Origin of the sequence: Clostridium sp. BL-8 (assembly GCF_002006495.1) — a bacterium.
In the GTDB taxonomy this organism is placed as follows: domain Bacteria; phylum Bacillota; class Clostridia; order Clostridiales; family Clostridiaceae; genus Clostridium.
This window is the reverse complement of the sequence record NZ_LZZL01000105.1, coordinates 1-15903: the sequence shown is the minus strand read 5'-3', so window position 1 is coordinate 15903 and position 15903 is coordinate 1. Positions and strand designations below refer to the sequence as shown.

Here is a 15903-nt window from a genome sequence, read left to right as displayed (position 1 = left end):
CATCTCAAATCTATGATTTGATGATGGTCGCTTACTCTGTGAGTACTCAGCGAGCGTATGCGAGTCGAGTTTCTAGTGATGGAAAATAGACAGGCAGATTAACTTGTTATTTTTTTGATAATGCCCTTAAATGGCAAGTCAAACATGAGATGTATGTACACACATAATGACTTGCTATTTTTTTGAATATACTTAGGTATTGCTTGTTATTTTCATTTCTATGATTTAATATGATAAGATGAGATTTACAGGAGATGAAGTATATTAATTGAACATACTTATTAGTTTTAATAATTGAATTTATGGTCAATATATATAAAGGACTTTATAAAAAATTAGATAAGAAGGTGATTATATGTTTATAGATACAGCCAAGGTTTTCATTAAATCTGGAAAAGGTGGAGATGGTGCTATTTCTTTTAGAAGAGAAAAATATGTACCTCTTGGTGGACCAGATGGTGGAGATGGAGGAAGAGGTGGAAGCATAATCTTCCAAGTTGAAACAGGAATAACTACATTATTAGATTTTAAATATAAAAAGAAATTTATAGCAGAATCAGGTAGTAATGGCGGTGGGCAAAAGTGTTATGGTAAAGATGGTGAAAGTCTTTATATAAAAGTGCCTATGGGAACCATCATAAGAGAAGCAGAAAGTAATAAAATAATTGCAGATCTTTCACATAAAGGACAAGAATTAGTTCTACTGCGAGGTGGAAAAGGTGGAAAAGGAAATGTTAAATTTGCGACACCAACAAAACAAGCACCTCATTATGCAGAACCCGGAATGCCAGGAGATGAATTGAACATAATATTAGAATTAAAATTACTTGCAGATGTTGGTCTACTAGGATTCCCTAATGTAGGAAAGTCAACATTGCTTTCAATGACAACAAAAGCAAAGCCAAAGATTGCAAATTATCATTTTACTACGTTAAAGCCTAATTTAGGAGTAGTTGCAGTCGAGGGAATTGAACCTTTTGTAATGGCAGATATACCAGGAATAATTGAAGGCGCATCAGAAGGAGTTGGTCTTGGAATACAATTCTTAAGACATATCGAAAGAACAAGATTATTAATTCACATAGTAGATATCTCAGGTGTTGAGGGAAGAGAACCTTTCGAAGATTTCGTGAAGATTAACGAAGAATTAAAAAAATACTCTGTTAAACTTTGGGATAGACCACAAATCGTAGTAGCCAATAAAACAGATATGCTCTATGATGAAAGCGTCTTTGAGGATTTTAAGAAAAAAGTTCAGGAAATGGGCTTTGACAAGGTGTTTAAAATGTCAGCAGCTACAAATGAAGGTGTTGATGCTGTAATGAAGGAAGCAGCAAGAATGCTTAAGGAAATTCCGATTACAGAACTTGAAATCTCAGAAGATGAAATGTATATACCAGAAGAAAAGAAATTTACTTACGATATCAGCGTTGAAAGTAATGAAGAAGAAGGTTACAATGTTTACGTTGTTAAAGGTACTTTTGTAGATAGATTACTTAGTGCTGTAAATGTAAATGATCCAGATTCTTTAAGATATTTCCACAAAGTTCTTAGAAATAAAGGAATATTTGATGAGCTTAGAGAAATGGGAATTAAAGACGGAGATATGGTAAGATTAAACGACTTTGAATTTGAATACGTACTATAATTAGTTAAGAGTTAAGGAAGAAAAGCCCAAGGCTTTTCAAAAAACAAGAACTATAGAAATTACGTAGTAATTTCATCCATAACTCATAACTCTTAACTTAATTAAGCCCCCGGGGATAATTAATAATACAACAATATGTTGAAAGGATTTAGGAGGAATGAAGAAATGTTAACAGGAAAACAAAGAGCTTATTTAAGAGGCTTAGCTAATGACCTTGCGCCAATATTTCAAATTGGGAAGAATGGTGTTGAAGAAAACTTTTTAATACAACTTAAGCAAGCGTTAGAAGCTAGAGAGTTAATAAAGATAAAGGTGTTAGAAAACAGCGGTTTAGAAACTAGGGAAACTTCTGATATGATATGTAAGGCTATTAAATGCGAGGGAATTCAGGCAATAGGTAATAAAATAGTTTTATATAAACAATCAAGTAATCTTAAAAAGAGAAAAATAGAAATACCAAGTAAATAAATTTTAAAAATTATTGAAATAATTAATGAAAGAAGCTAGATAATAATAGCTTCTTTTTTGAAATTTAAGATATTATAAATATATTTGAGTCAGCTTCATGATATAATGAAAAAAAGAAATTTAATCAAAGGTACATTCAAAAAGTAATAATTTTATTCATGTGCCTAAACTACTTTGGAGGAAAGCTTATGAAACGATTTGGTATAATAGGTGGGACATTTGATCCTATTCATTATGCACATTTATATATAGGTTATGAAGCTAAGGAACAATTGAATTTAGATGAAGTGATTTATATGCCGGCAAGAAAACAGCCACTTAAGTTAAATAATATAACTACTGATTCGGAATTAAGATATGAAATGGTTGAAGCGGCAATAGAACCTTTTACAGAATTCTCTATTTCAAATTATGAAATACAAAAAGATGGACTTAGTTTTACTTATGAGACATTAGAGTATTTCAAGAGGCAAAATAATGATAAAAATGAAGAAAATGAGTTATTCTTTATAACTGGTGCAGATTGTTTAGCTACTATAGAAAAATGGCGTAAAGTTGAAAGAATCTTTGAATTAGCCACACTTGTTGTCTTTCCAAGAAAAGGAATGAGCTTGAAAGAAATGAAAAGCAAAAAACAGGCCTTAGAAGAGAAATACAATGGAAAAATAATTATTTTAGATTTGAAACAGCTTGAGATATCTTCAACAGATATAAGAAATAGAGTAAATACAAATAAAAGAATAGATTTTTTTGTGCCACCAAAAGTTGCCGATATCATCCATAAAAACAAACTATATAAGTAGCAGGCAATAATCAGGGACAAATTTCAAGTGACAAGTTAAAAGGAGGGATTAGAGTTGCTATCTATAGGAGAAATGAAATCATATCTTAAAAATAATTTAAAGGAAAATCGATATATACACACATTAGGAGTTGCAGATACAGCTAAAAAATTAGCCAAATTAAATGGAATCTCAGAAGAAAAAGCTGAAATTGCTGGTCTTGCTCATGATGTAGCTAAGAATTTATCCAAAGATAAAATGAAAGAAATGATACAGGAAAATAATATTTTCTTATCAGAGGTAGAAGAGAATAACCCTAATTTGTGGCATAGCATAGTTGCACCTATCGAGGCAAAAAACAAACTTGGAATTGAAGACAAAGATATATTAGATGCAATAAGATGGCATACAACAGGCAAAATCGACATGTCTATTTTGACAAAAATTATTTATATTGCGGATATGATAGAGCCAGGCAGAGACTTTGAAGGGGTTGAAAGCTTAAGGAAAATTACATTTACAAGCTTAGATGAAGGAGTATATTATGGGCTAAACAGCAGTATAGAAATTTTATTAGAAAGAAATTTATTGATTGATGAAAATACAATAAAAGCGCGGAATTACTGTTTATTTCATCTAAAGCTTCAAAAATAATAAGATATAATTCATCATTTTTTAAGAGGTGAATACATGAGAAGAAAAAATAATAGCAAAAAGAACATTATAGGAGTAGTATCAAAGCTTTTTAAGAAAAATAATGATTCAACTAATATTTTAGAGAAATTAGTTTTAGGTGTAATAGCTTTTATAATTACCTTTTTCATAGTATCTATGGTATCAGGAGCATATGCTTTAACTAAAATAGGCAGTAGATCAATGCCAAGCAGTATAGATCCAGCTTCAAATGAACCAGTAAATATTTTATTGATTGGAACAGATATAGGAAATGTAAATCAGGTGGATAATCAGGCAGACAAAAGAACTGATACTATAATGGTATTAAATTATAATCCACAAAATAAGAATTTACATATTGTGTCTATTCCTAGAGATACCTTAATAAATGTTAATGGGAAAAATGTTAAAATAAATTCAGCTTATGAAATTGGTGGATATTCTAAAATAAAATCAGAGGTCGAAAATTTATTAGATATAAATATAAATTATATGGTTAAGATTGATTATACCGCTTTTGATGAGATCATAGATGCAATTGGAGGCGTTGATATGAAAATCGATAGAAATATGATTTATGATGATCCAGTACAGAATCTTCACATTAATTTTAAAGCTGGAGAAACAGTAAATTTGGATGGAAAAAAGGCAGAGGAATTCTTTAGGTGGAGAGAAAACAATGATGGAAGCGGTTTTGCTAATGGAGATTTGGATAGAATAGAAAACCAGCATAAATTTATATCTAAGGTTATTGAAAAATGTACAAGTCCTCTTATGATATTTAGAGTACCTAAAATAATGTCAGCTGTAGGTGATAATGTGGAAACAAATATGTCTGCTTTTGATGTTTTAAGTTATGGTATGAAATTTATGGGATTGAAGCAGGAAAATGTGACAATGAGCACAGTAAAGGGTACGGAAAAAACTATTAATGGAGAGTCATTTGTAGTTTTTGACAAAAATGCAAATAAGGAAATATTAGCACCACTTACGTCATCTTCTAATTCTAAAAGTTTAATATCAAGTACATCAAAAGGTGATATTAGAATAAAAATATTAAATGCAACAAAAATTAATGGATTAGCTGCAAAGGTAATGAAGCAGTTAAGTAATGATGGATATACAAAGATTGATACAGGCAATACTGAACTTAGTGATAAGAGTAGGATACTTGCAAATGATAGTGACAAATCAAATACAATAAAGCAGGATTTGAATATTAAGGACATTGAAAAAAAAGAAAATAAGCCTGAATATAATGATTATGATGTGATTATAATTTTAGGTAAGGATTATGAGGAATTTGGGAAATAGAGATTAGTTAACTAAATCACACAAGGAGAAGACAAGTAGATGAGCATTTTAGAAAAGCAGGTTGAAAATATAGAAGAAGGTACTAAAATAAGGGAATATCTCAAAAAAGAGCTTGGACTATCAACGAGATTAATAAGAAGTGCATCTATTGATAAAAGGATATTCGTTAATAATGAAGTAGTAAAGATGAACCGAATACTAAGTTCAGGAGAAACAATAAAGATTGATTTAGCTAAGGATGAAAGCCAAGATATAGGGCCAGAAAAGATGGATATAGATATAGTTTATGAAGATGAAGATATATTAGTAGTTAACAAAAAACCTTTTATGGTGGTTCATCCAACAAAAAGTTATCAAAGTGGAACTCTTGCAAATGGTGTAATAAATTATTTTATGGAAAGTGGTCAGAATTGTATAGTAAGGTTAGTATCAAGACTAGATATGAATACGTCAGGGCTTATCATAATAGCTAAAAATCAATTTTCTCATGGGATGTTATCAAAAGAGATGAGTGATAATAAGGTTGAAAAAAGATATTTAGCAATAGTTCACGGATGTATGAAGGAAAAGCAGGGAACGATTGATTTACCGATATATAAACCAGAAGGTATTGAAAGTGGAATTAAGAGAATAATAGACGAAAGAGGCCAGAGAAGTATAACCCATTATAAAGTAGTTGAAGAATTTAGTAATTCTAGTCTGATAGAATGTAAATTGGAAACTGGAAGGACTCATCAAATAAGAGTACATTTAAGCCACTTAGGACATCCGATTTATGGAGATGTATTATATGGATACGGTGAAGATGAGGAAGCTTTAATAAAGAGGCAGGCACTTCATGCCTATGGGCTAAGTTTTAAATCTCCAAGAAGTGGAGAGTCTCTTTCCTTAAGGGCAGAACTTCCAGATGATATGCAGGAATTGATTAAAAATTTGAAGGCAGAAATGAATTAACTAAATACAGGTTTGAAAGCTCAAGTGATTTTCTTTAATTGCTTGAGCCTTTATTATTATTTATAAATCCATAATTTCAGAAAACATTTTTTTGTGATCTTGTAAAAAATGTAAGGTGATCAAAATTACTATTTTGAGTAAGAATTCATAAAGTCTTTAGATAATCTAAGAAATTCCTTTAGTGCTGGAGAAATCCATTTGTCCTTGTGATAAAGTACTTGAGATATTATTCCAAAGTTGGGGCCTTCCCAATTTAGAGGAATCAGTTTACCACTATTTATTTCATCTTCCACAGCAACTTTTGGAAGTAGTGTTATGCCTAGTCCGCTCATTGTAAATTGTTTAATGGCTTGAACACTTCCAGTTTCAAAGGCTACATTTGGTTTTATATCACAGCTTGTTAGAATGTTTTCTAATGAGGCTCGGTAGCTGCAGCCCATTTCTGTTAAGATAAGAGGCTCATTCTCAATATCTTTTGGCAGTATTGATTCTTTACTTATAAGCGGGTGCCCTGGATAAGCTAAAAATAGCATAGGTTCAGAAATTTCTACGTCAGATATAAATTCATCAGAATCAATTTTTACCCCTAATGAAAACGCCACATCAATAATATTATCAGTTAAAAAATATCTAAAATCAGCACAACTGCCAAATTTTAATGAGACTTCAACTTCAGGATAAAGTCTTTTATACTCCTTGAGTATTTCAGGTAGTCTTAATACACATAACGATTCAGCAGCACCAATGGTTAGAGTTCCGCTGGGTGTTTCTTTGTTGAATACTGTGTTTTTTATATCGCTTGATAGTTTTAACATCTGTTTTGCATAGGGTAAAAGTTTTTTTCCTTCATGTGTTAATGTAACATTCTTTCCTATTCGCTCAAAAAGTTTCACTTCAAGCTCGTTTTCTAGTTGTTTGATTTGAGTTGTTATAGTAGATTGTGCATAACCTAAAGTATCTGCAGCTTTAGTAAAGCTTTGAAGTTTACTTATTGTTAAGAATGCATTAAGCTGCTTAAAGTCCATAAAATCATCTCCATCAAATTTATTGATTATAGCAATAGAAATTATCAATTTTACTAATATATGTATAAATGATATCATATTTATAAGAGATAGGGAATACAGAAAAATAATTGAACAATGTATGATATGGTTTAATTATCTTTTTAAATATGACCGGCAAAATAAAATTGTAAGAGGTGTTTTTTAATGAGTGATAAGTTAAAAGTAGGAATAATAGGAGCTACTGGTATGGTGGGACAAAGGTTTCTATGCCTTTTGGAAAATCATCCTTGGTTTGAAGTAACCGTACTTGCTGCAAGTAAAAATTCATCAGGGATGACTTATAAAGAAGCTGTAGAGAAAAGGTGGAAGATGGATACCCCATTACCTGAAAAATACAAAGATATGATAGTTAGAGATGCCTTTGAAGTAGAAGAAATCTGTAATATGGTTGATTTTGTTTTCTGTGCAATTTCACTTAATAAGGAACAGACTAAATTACTTGAAGAAGATTATGCAAAACATGAAACTCCAGTTGTCTCAAATAATTCAGCAAATAGAAATGTAGAGGATGTTCCAGTATTAATCCCTGAAATAAATGGAGTTCATGCAGAAATCATTGAAAGTCAAAAGAAAAGATTAGGAACTAAAAGAGGTTTTATAGCAGTAAAACCAAATTGTTCAATTCAAAGCTATGTACCGCCAATAAATGCTCTTATGGAATATGAGCCAGAAAAAATTCTAGTCTGCACTTATCAGGCAATTTCTGGGGCAGGTAAAACTTTTAAAGAATTTCCTGAGATTCTTGATAATGTAATACCATTTATAGGCGGGGAAGAAGAAAAAAGTGAAAATGAGCCGCTAAAAGTATGGGGAAAGATAGAAAATGGTAAAATTGTGAGTGCTAAAACACCTGTTATTACAGCTCAATGTATAAGAGTTCCAGTATCAAATGGACATTTAGCAGCTGTTTACGTGAGCTTTAAGAAGAAGCCTACAAAGGAAGAAATAATAAAGGCATGGGAAAGTTTTAAAGCACCTGAAGTTGTTTTAAATCTTCCAAGTGCACCAAAACAGTTTTTGAAGTATTTCACAGAAGATAATAGACCTCAAACTAATTTAGATAGAGATTATGAAAACGGAATGGGGATATCTATGGGAAGACTTCGAGAAGATACGCTATTTGATTATAAATTTGTAGGTCTTTCTCATAATACTTTAAGAGGAGCAGCAGGTGGCGGTGTTTTATCGGCTGAGTATTTAAAAGCTTGTGGATATTTAACTGCAAAATAGATGTGTAATAAGCTTAAAAATATAAAATTAAAGGAAGCAGTTTTCTGCTTCCTTTAATTTTATGTAAAATAATCATGACATTATAATTTGTTATTTATTTTCATGTGACTTATTAAATTTGTTCTTTAAGAATCGCTTCAATCCAAATGCTCCTGCAAGGCAAACAGCAATAGCGCCTACATAAGCTGGGGCATTATCTTTATTTGGAAGTGCAGATTCATAATGCCTGGAAACTCCAGCTTCTAAATCAACAGTAGTATATTCCTTATCATTAACATAAACTGTTCCTTCTAATATATTTTCACCTTTATTAAAAGATTGTTTACTTAAATCCTTATCGTCCACTTTAATTTCAGAGGATACTGAATTTTCTTGTCCTTTAGGAACAATATAATCTATATCCTTGGAACTTATAAGAGGTATTGTAAGTTTACTGTTTATGTTATATTGTGAGATTTCATCACCTTTTTTATAAAGATGTACTAAAGAATAATTGTTAAAACCATAATCAAAAACATCTTTCATATCTTGAAAATTTTTATCTTTATCAAGTGCATTCAAAAATGAAGCAATAAGTATATGTCCATCTTTTTCTGCAGCAGCAACATAAGTTTGGTTTGCCTTTGTTGTATATCCATTTTTACCAGTTATGGCAAATTGATAATAATATCTAGAATTCTTATTAATAAGATAATTTTTATTGTTTACTGTAAAAGTTTTACTAGAATCATTTTTCAAGGTTATTGTATGAGAAGGAGTTTGAGAAATTTCCATATATTCTTTATTATTTATAGCTGCTCTTAAAAATAATGCTAAATCATGTGGTGTTGTTATATGTTCAGGATCTGGCATGCCACTTGGATTTTTAAAGTTTGTATGTAATGCACCTAATTCTTTAGCTTTAGCATTCATAAGTTTAGAAAATTCATCTACGTTTCCAGAGATATGATCAGCTAAAGCATTAGCACAGTCATTATCAGAATCTAAAAGTAGACCAAAAAGCAAATCTCGTACAGTTAAAACATCACCCTTTAGCAGACCTATACCAGTTCCACCCACTTTGGTGTAGTCTTCTTGAACAGTAACCTCATCATCAAGGCTGCATTTCTCTAAAGTGATAAGTGCAGTTATTACTTTAGTCGTTGAAGCTGGTTCAAAGGTAGTTTCTTCATTCTTCCCAAATAATACTTCGCCTGTAGATGCATCAATTAAGACTGAGCCTTGAGCATTAATTTGAGGTGGTGAAGTTTCAGCATATGCGCTTATAGATGTCGCATAAAATAAAAATAAGAGTAAGATATTAAGTTTTTTTAAAAATTTTTTCATAAAATTCTCCATACGTAAATCAAATATTTTACTTATATTCAAAATACATTTTACCAAAAATAATTAATTTATGCTACATAAAGTTCAAAATTAATCCAGTTAGAGTCTAAATTGCAACAAAATGGATATAATATGCAAAAGATAAACTAAAAGGAGATAATGATGTGATACAAGAATTTTTAAAGGATAAGAAAAAAATAGGAATATCAGTTATATTGATTATCGTAATGATTGTATTAGGGATTACATATTTGAAATCTGGATTTAAAGAATTAAAGAAAAATGATACAGAAAATATTTTTGTGGATGATGCAGAAAGCATTAATACATCAGTTAAGGAAAACAATAGCAGGAAAGAAAGCGATAATCACACAGATAAAAAAGCTGAAACAGTTCAGCCTAAAGATAAAAGAATAGTTGTAGAAATTAAAGGGGAAGTAAAAAGACCAGATGTATATATGTTAGATGAAAATTCTATAATAAAAGATCTTATAGAAGCAGCAGGTGGACTAACTGAAAATGCTGATTTAAGCAATATAAACAGAGCAAAAAAACTACAAGATCATGATTTAATTTACATTGCAAATAAAAATGAAATAGTAAATGGAACGCAAAATGTAAATCAAAGTAGTAACAATAATGAAAATAACAGTAAGAAAGTTAACATAAACAATGCAACATTAGAGGAATTAAAAACAATAAAAGGGGTAGGAGATGCGAAAGCAAAAAGTATAATTGAATATAGAGAACAAAATGGAGGCTTTAAAACTATAGATGACATAAAGAAGGTTACTGGAATAGGAGAAAAGATGTTTGAAACAATTAAAGAGCAGATTGAAACTTAAGCAAGATCAAAAAGTATATAAGTTCTAATAGATTTTCTACATTTTTTTAGGTAATTATTTTAAGAAATTCTGAAAGAATTTTATAATTAATTTTAAATTGTCAAATGTACATTGTTAATTATAATATGCGAATCATATTATAATACTATTTTTTTCATGTACTGCAGCAGGTCAGCATATATAATTTCAATATATTACATAATGAGAACAATTGCATGTAAGAGTAAAAGAATATATAATAAACATACATATTGTATTAAATTTGATAATATAGATGAAATTTAAAATATAATTAATAAAAAAATAACATTATATTATAGGAAGAAAGTATAGTATTGACACAAAATTGTAATATAGAAATGGTAAAGTTTTATTATTCATTTGCAATATATTAATTAGACATCAGAATAACATCTATAAAATTAAGGAGGAAGATTTAGTGTCTAAAAAAATTATAAGTCTGGTAATGGGCCTTATGGTTGCAATATCGCTAATAGGATGCAGCAGCAATGCAAGTGGGAATTCTGAGGATACAAAAGCACAAACCGCAACTGAGGATAATACAGACCCTAAAGACAAAGATTTAGATGGAAAATGGGCGAAAAACTATACATTAGAAGAAACTCAAAATTTATTTAAAGACAAGTTATCAAAGATGGAGGATATAACCAAGGAACTTGGGGTAAAATATTCAAAAGATGAAAAGGTGAAAAATGACAAAGATGAAACGATAAATGATAATAGCATATATTTTGATAATGATAAGCCTGAAGCAAATAAAATGGAAAGCATGTATTTTGGTATGAAAACATATGGAGATGATTTATCAAGTGGAGATATAAGTTTAAAGTTAAGTTTGAACTTTGATGGTGAAAGTGCTATAAAAAATAATAATTTTGATTTAGGAAAAACATCTTTTAAAAAGTACATAGAAGCATTTACAGGTCAAGAAAATAGAGATTTTTCAGACATAAATAAAGAAATAATTGAAAAACTAAAAAATGGAGATCAACAAGTTGATATAAACGACACAGTTGACGGGTTAAAAGAAGAAATTTTAGCCACTAAAACGTGTATAATATATACATTGTCTACAAAAAAATATAAATTTGCAGATGGTGAAATGAGTATGGAATAGACCAAGGGGGAAAAGTTTTTGGAAAAAGATAATGTAAAAGAAAATGAAACAAACAGTGATATGGAAGAAGCAGAAGTTAAAACTTCAGGCATAGAAAACACAGAAGAAGTTTCAAATGATACAGAAGAAGCGGCAGTAACAGTTAGCGAGGAAATTGAAAGTTCAACTAATGAAGAAGTAGATGAAAAGCCTGGTGTTAGTGGAATTATTTTAGCTAATATCTTAGATCAATTATTAATAGTTGCATGTTCTCTTTTGCTGGCATTTTTATGTAATTCAATCTTAAAGTTATTTGGATACATGTTTGTACAAGGAAATGGATCAATAATTCTAGCTGGAGGAATAATATATTTTATTATAAATTGTATTTATGCACCTATTATGGAGAAAACTAAGCTAGGAAAAACTATTGCAAAGAAGATATTAAATTTATAATAATTTAACAACTTACAGTATAAACAGAGAATATAAAAGAAATTTTATATTCTTATGTTTTTTTATTTAGAAAAATAATATATGATATATGAGTAACAAAAATATGAAAACATTAGGAGTAAATAATGAAAAGAGGAAGCGATTTAACTGTTAAAATAGAAAAATTACAATTTCCGTCGACAGGAATAGGTTATGCAGAAGATAAGACAATTTATGTTAAGAATGCATTTCCAGGCCAAACTGTGACTGGAAGGGTAAAAAAGAAAAGAGAAGATTATGCTGAAGTTAAGTTATTAAGTGTAGATGAAAAGGCAGATTACGAAATTGACGCAATTTGTCCGCATTTTGGTGTATGTGGAGGATGCTCATCTCAAACTATAGATTATGAAAAGCAATTAGAGTTTTTAAGTGAAGAGGTTAAAACTTTATTTGAAGAAGATAATATTGAAGTTGGAGAATATTTAGGTATTCAAGGAAGCCCGAATCAATGGGAGTACAGAAATAAAATGGAGTTCACTTTTGGAGATGAAGCAAAAGGTGAGCCACTTTCTCTTGGAATGCATATGAGAGGAAAGTCTTTTGGAATATTAACTGTAGATGAATGTAAACTTGTTGATGAAGATTATAGAAAGATTATTAAATTAACAGTAGATTATTTTAGAGAAATGGATCTGCCTTACTATAAAGTAATGAAGGCAGAGGGATATTTAAGACACTTGGTTATAAGAAAAGCTCAAAATACTGGGGAAATATTAGTAAATCTTGTAACTACAACTCAAATAGATTTTGATTTAGGTGAATATGTAAAGCTGCTAAGAGAACAAAGCTATAAGGGAAATCTAGTATCGATAATACATACAGAAAATGATTCGAGATCTGATGCAGTAATCCCTGAAAAAGTAATTGTACTATTTGGCAAAGACTATATAAGAGAGTCATTACTTGGATTGCAATTTAATATTTCACCATTTTCATTTTTTCAAACCAATACAAAAGGCGCAGAAGAACTATATTCAATAGTTAAGGATTTTCTTGGAGAGAGCGAAGATAAAGTTGTATTTGATCTTTACTGTGGTACTGGAACTATAGGCCAGATAGTAGCACCAAACGCAAAAAAGGTTATTGGGATTGAGCTTATAGAGGAAGCTGTTGAAGCTGCCAAGGAAAATGCCAAATTAAATGGATTAGATAATTGTGAATTTATAGCTGGAGATGTGGCAGAAATAATTAAAAAAGTAAAAGATAAACCAGATATAATAATATTAGACCCTCCAAGAACTGGAGTACATCCAAAGGCGTTAGATTATGTAATTAGGTTTAATGCAAAGGAAATAATATATGTTTCATGCAATCCTAAGACACTTGTAACGGATCTTAAAGTACTCACAGAAAGAGGATATAAAGTAGTTAAAACAAAAGTGAAGGATATGTTCCCTAACACGCCTCACGTTGAGACAGTTGTGAAGCTAGTACGTAAATAGGCTGATATCAAAGGCTTTGAAAGATTTTAAGTAAATATTGAAGTGTATTTTATGTTCCCTCAGACTGATGGTCTGAGGGAATTTTTGCTTTATGGATTAACATGAATATTGAGATGATTTTTGTGTTAAGGTTTGGATTTGGCTGAAATTTACACTTGACTATGACGTAAGGACATAGCTTATTATATATTTATAATGAAAAAATACTACATTATATCCATAGAGGATTAAATTGTATCACTTATATTTAAAGGTATCATAAATCATTTATAAATGATTATATAAGTCGAAAGTTTAAGAAAGGAAATATTACATATGAATAATACTTTGATTGTTTATTACTCACTTTTTCAAAATACAGCAAATTTAGCGTTAGAAATAGCAAGGCAGATTCTGTACTCATGGAGGAGGAGGATTTTGCCAAATTGAAAATTATATAGCAAGAGAGTGTTCAAAATCCATAATTCTGCCTGGCATTGCTGTAAATGGAGTTGTTGCATCTGAAGAGGTTACAAAGTGGCTTGAGACAATTGGATCTTAGCTATAGACAGGAGATAAGGATTTTGAATGATTGATAATTTTGATTTTAAATACTAGAATTAAATGCAATGAAAAGTCCATAATTTAAAGTTAGAAATAGTGTTGGTTATAAGTGAAAAAAAGCTCCTGAAAGAAGGAGCTTATAAATTAGAAATAATAAAAAAACAACAAATATTAAAATAGCATCAATAGTATTAACAGTAGAATTATATGATTATTTAAATAAAATATTCAATAATATATGGATCTTGAAATTGAGAGGAATACCTTTTTAGTAAACTATTGAAAAGGAGAAAAAGATATTACACCACTACCAACTATTGCTACGGTATCCCCTTCTTGAATAGGACCAAGCTTTACAATCTCATTGGGATTTATGAATCTTAGAAATACCTTTTGTTCACCATTGGAATTAATTATTGATATAGTAAGGCGATTATCTGGAGTTATTAATTTTGCCGTAATATATTTTCCATTATATAGAGATATATCATAAATACCTTGTGTATAAGTAGTAGCAATAGGTAGTGGTTGTGCTTGCGGAATTTTAAAAGATATAAAGAAAATTATTAAGAAAAATACCAAAAGCCTTTTTATATTCATAACTACACCTCCATTCCATTAGTATTTTGTTTTTAAAATCAAGATATGCACTTTATAGTGAGAAAGTCTAAAGTGCATATTTAAGAATATAAAGAGGATGTTTTTTTACATCCTCTTTATTCAATTATTTTTACAAGTCTTTGTATCTCTCTTATTAAGTAATTTCTTATCTAAGTTTTCAAAGAAATCTTTCATAGAATCACATGTACCATCACATTTAATCTGAAAAATGATATTAACAAAATAACAAAACTTAAAGAATGTATAATAAAAAATAATCATAAAAATATACGTTTTATTTCTTAAAATATGTGTTTCAAAGCAAATATATTTATTTTACTTAGAATGATATGGTAATATTTCATAAAGTGATAAAAATAAGGGGAATTAAAATGAAAAGAAACAAATTAGTAGCTTTCATGTTATCATTATATTTAACCGTAGGGTTAATATCTTCATTGGTAGCAAATGCAGAGTTTAAGCCCAGGAATAATAAAGTGAAGGTCGAATCTAAGGCGAGTACTTATAGTTCAATAACTATTAATGTAAATGTAGAAGATTTAGTTACAGAGCTAATTAATGGCGATAATTTAATAGAAATTAAAGGCGTTAAATCAAAAGTTGCAGTAATGGTGGTGAAAGCATTAATTTCTCGGACTAGTTGGTTTTGCAACACAATTGAATACTTAGGTATAGTAGATGATAAAATTTAAATAGTAATATAAGATTATTTTAGTAAAACGTAGATATTCGGAATACGTAGCTTCATATGCGAACAACGTAGTAGCAATTGTAAGATATAATTTATATTAAGGACTAATGAGCTTTAGGATAAACAAAGATATTTGAGAAACAATTACATTTATGTATACTTCTTTATTCGTCTAAATTTTAAATATTACAAGTCATATTTATTAATGTTATTTTTAAATGCATATTTTCAGTAATAAAAATAACTGACTAAGAAAAATAAATAATGTTGCCGTTTTACACCCATATTTGTATGTTTAAAGACAAATATGTTTTTTTTATTTGACATTGTGATAAAATCATATTGTAAATAGTCGACTATCCATAAAAATGCTTATTAGGGTATTGAGAAGTTTGAGAGGAATATTTGGTTTTGCTTTCTATTAAAATATGTGCGCATAAATTTTAATAATTGTGGCTAAATTGCACAAATTTATGCCATACATAAGAGGCAGGTTATGTAGAAATACTTAGCCTGCTTTTATTTTATGTAAATGAAATTAATCTTAACTATCTTATAGTTTAAAAATTTTAATTATTTTCATTATTGACAATATATAATATATATCGTAGAATAGACAAGCAGTGAATTTGCGGGTATCGTATATCGGTAATACTCCAGCCTTCCAAGCTGGAAAGGTGGGTTC

The 15903-nt window shown here is 29.6% G+C and carries 15 protein-coding genes; 12 read left to right on the top strand and 3 right to left on the bottom strand.

Annotation, left to right across the window (positions count from 1 at the left end; genetic code table 11):
* The first annotated feature begins 355 nt into the window (after positions 1-355).
* From obgE to CLOBL_RS23805, 6 genes are all read left to right on the top strand, one after another.
* A complete protein-coding gene (gene obgE / locus CLOBL_RS23830) occupies positions 356-1648 on the top strand; it encodes a GTPase ObgE (protein ID WP_077861298.1) in 1293 nt (430 codons plus the stop codon).
* Positions 1649-1813: 165 nt separating this feature from the next.
* Positions 1814-2116: a ribosome assembly RNA-binding protein YhbY gene (gene yhbY / locus CLOBL_RS23825; protein ID WP_009172641.1), complete on the top strand. Its 303-nt coding sequence runs from the start codon at positions 1814-1816 to the stop codon at positions 2114-2116.
* A 188-nt stretch (positions 2117-2304) separates the two neighbouring features.
* A complete protein-coding gene (nadD, locus tag CLOBL_RS23820; RefSeq protein WP_077861297.1) occupies positions 2305-2919 on the top strand; it encodes a nicotinate-nucleotide adenylyltransferase in 615 nt (204 codons plus the stop codon).
* A gap of 54 nt (positions 2920-2973) precedes the next feature.
* A complete protein-coding gene (gene yqeK / locus CLOBL_RS23815; protein ID WP_077861296.1) occupies positions 2974-3552 on the top strand; it encodes a bis(5'-nucleosyl)-tetraphosphatase (symmetrical) YqeK in 579 nt (192 codons plus the stop codon).
* 36 nt (positions 3553-3588) lie between these two features.
* Positions 3589-4887 (top strand): LCP family protein, encoded by a 1299-nt coding sequence (locus CLOBL_RS23810; protein WP_077861295.1) that lies wholly within the window; start codon positions 3589-3591, stop codon positions 4885-4887.
* Between the two features lie 39 nt (positions 4888-4926).
* Positions 4927-5841, top strand: coding sequence for an RluA family pseudouridine synthase (locus tag CLOBL_RS23805; protein WP_077861294.1), 915 nt, complete (start codon positions 4927-4929; stop codon positions 5839-5841).
* A 128-nt stretch (positions 5842-5969) separates the two neighbouring features.
* On the opposite strand, the gene CLOBL_RS23800 is transcribed toward CLOBL_RS23805, so the two are convergent.
* Positions 5970-6866, bottom strand: coding sequence for a LysR family transcriptional regulator (locus CLOBL_RS23800; protein ID WP_077861293.1), 897 nt, complete (start codon positions 6864-6866; stop codon positions 5970-5972).
* 186 nt (positions 6867-7052) lie between these two features.
* Here CLOBL_RS23800 and asd point away from each other — a divergent pair, with 186 nt between their 5' ends.
* On the top strand, positions 7053-8138 hold the full coding sequence (gene asd / locus CLOBL_RS23795) for an aspartate-semialdehyde dehydrogenase (RefSeq protein ID WP_009172635.1): 1086 nt from the start codon (positions 7053-7055) through the stop codon (positions 8136-8138).
* 90 nt (positions 8139-8228) lie between these two features.
* Here asd and CLOBL_RS23790 read toward each other — a convergent pair whose 3' ends face one another.
* Positions 8229-9464, bottom strand: coding sequence for a D-alanyl-D-alanine carboxypeptidase family protein (locus CLOBL_RS23790; RefSeq protein ID WP_077861292.1), 1236 nt, complete (start codon positions 9462-9464; stop codon positions 8229-8231).
* A gap of 164 nt (positions 9465-9628) precedes the next feature.
* Between CLOBL_RS23790 and CLOBL_RS23785 the strand changes: the two genes are divergently transcribed.
* The 4 genes from CLOBL_RS23785 to rlmD all read left to right on the top strand — a co-directional run bounded on the left by CLOBL_RS23785 (position 9629) and on the right by rlmD (position 13363).
* Entirely contained in the window at positions 9629-10309 is a 681-nt protein-coding gene (locus tag CLOBL_RS23785) for a helix-hairpin-helix domain-containing protein (protein WP_077861291.1), read from the top strand.
* 439 nt (positions 10310-10748) lie between these two features.
* On the top strand, positions 10749-11447 hold the full coding sequence (locus tag CLOBL_RS23780) for a hypothetical protein (RefSeq protein WP_077861290.1): 699 nt from the start codon (positions 10749-10751) through the stop codon (positions 11445-11447).
* Positions 11448-11465: 18 nt separating this feature from the next.
* Positions 11466-11882, top strand: a complete 417-nt coding sequence (locus tag CLOBL_RS23775) for an RDD family protein (protein ID WP_077861289.1) — start codon at positions 11466-11468, stop codon at positions 11880-11882.
* A 125-nt stretch (positions 11883-12007) separates the two neighbouring features.
* On the top strand, positions 12008-13363 hold the full coding sequence (gene rlmD / locus CLOBL_RS23770; RefSeq protein WP_077861288.1) for a 23S rRNA (uracil(1939)-C(5))-methyltransferase RlmD: 1356 nt from the start codon (positions 12008-12010) through the stop codon (positions 13361-13363).
* An 819-nt stretch (positions 13364-14182) separates the two neighbouring features.
* Here the strand turns inward: rlmD and CLOBL_RS23760 are convergent.
* Positions 14183-14506: a hypothetical protein gene (locus CLOBL_RS23760; protein ID WP_077861287.1), complete on the bottom strand. Its 324-nt coding sequence runs from the start codon at positions 14504-14506 to the stop codon at positions 14183-14185.
* 392 nt (positions 14507-14898) lie between these two features.
* Between CLOBL_RS23760 and CLOBL_RS23755 the strand changes: the two genes are divergently transcribed.
* On the top strand, positions 14899-15219 hold the full coding sequence (locus CLOBL_RS23755) for a hypothetical protein (protein WP_077861286.1): 321 nt from the start codon (positions 14899-14901) through the stop codon (positions 15217-15219).
* The last annotated feature ends 684 nt before the right edge of the window (positions 15220-15903 follow it).

Coding starts and splice junctions, on each gene's coding strand:
- CLOBL_RS23800 (WP_077861293.1), bottom strand. CDS start 6,866: ATGGACTTTAAGCAGCTTAATGCATTCTTAACAATAAGTAAACTTCAA.
- rlmD (WP_077861288.1), top strand. CDS start 12,008: ATGAAAAGAGGAAGCGATTTAACTGTTAAAATAGAAAAATTACAATTT.
- CLOBL_RS23810 (WP_077861295.1), top strand. CDS start 3,589: ATGAGAAGAAAAAATAATAGCAAAAAGAACATTATAGGAGTAGTATCA.
- CLOBL_RS23805 (WP_077861294.1), top strand. CDS start 4,927: ATGAGCATTTTAGAAAAGCAGGTTGAAAATATAGAAGAAGGTACTAAA.
- CLOBL_RS23790 (WP_077861292.1), bottom strand. CDS start 9,464: ATGAAAAAATTTTTAAAAAAACTTAATATCTTACTCTTATTTTTATTT.
- obgE (WP_077861298.1), top strand. CDS start 356: ATGTTTATAGATACAGCCAAGGTTTTCATTAAATCTGGAAAAGGTGGA.
- asd (WP_009172635.1), top strand. CDS start 7,053: ATGAGTGATAAGTTAAAAGTAGGAATAATAGGAGCTACTGGTATGGTG.
- nadD (WP_077861297.1), top strand. CDS start 2,305: ATGAAACGATTTGGTATAATAGGTGGGACATTTGATCCTATTCATTAT.
- CLOBL_RS23755 (WP_077861286.1), top strand. CDS start 14,899: ATGAAAAGAAACAAATTAGTAGCTTTCATGTTATCATTATATTTAACC.
- CLOBL_RS23760 (WP_077861287.1), bottom strand. CDS start 14,506: ATGAATATAAAAAGGCTTTTGGTATTTTTCTTAATAATTTTCTTTATA.
- yhbY (WP_009172641.1), top strand. CDS start 1,814: ATGTTAACAGGAAAACAAAGAGCTTATTTAAGAGGCTTAGCTAATGAC.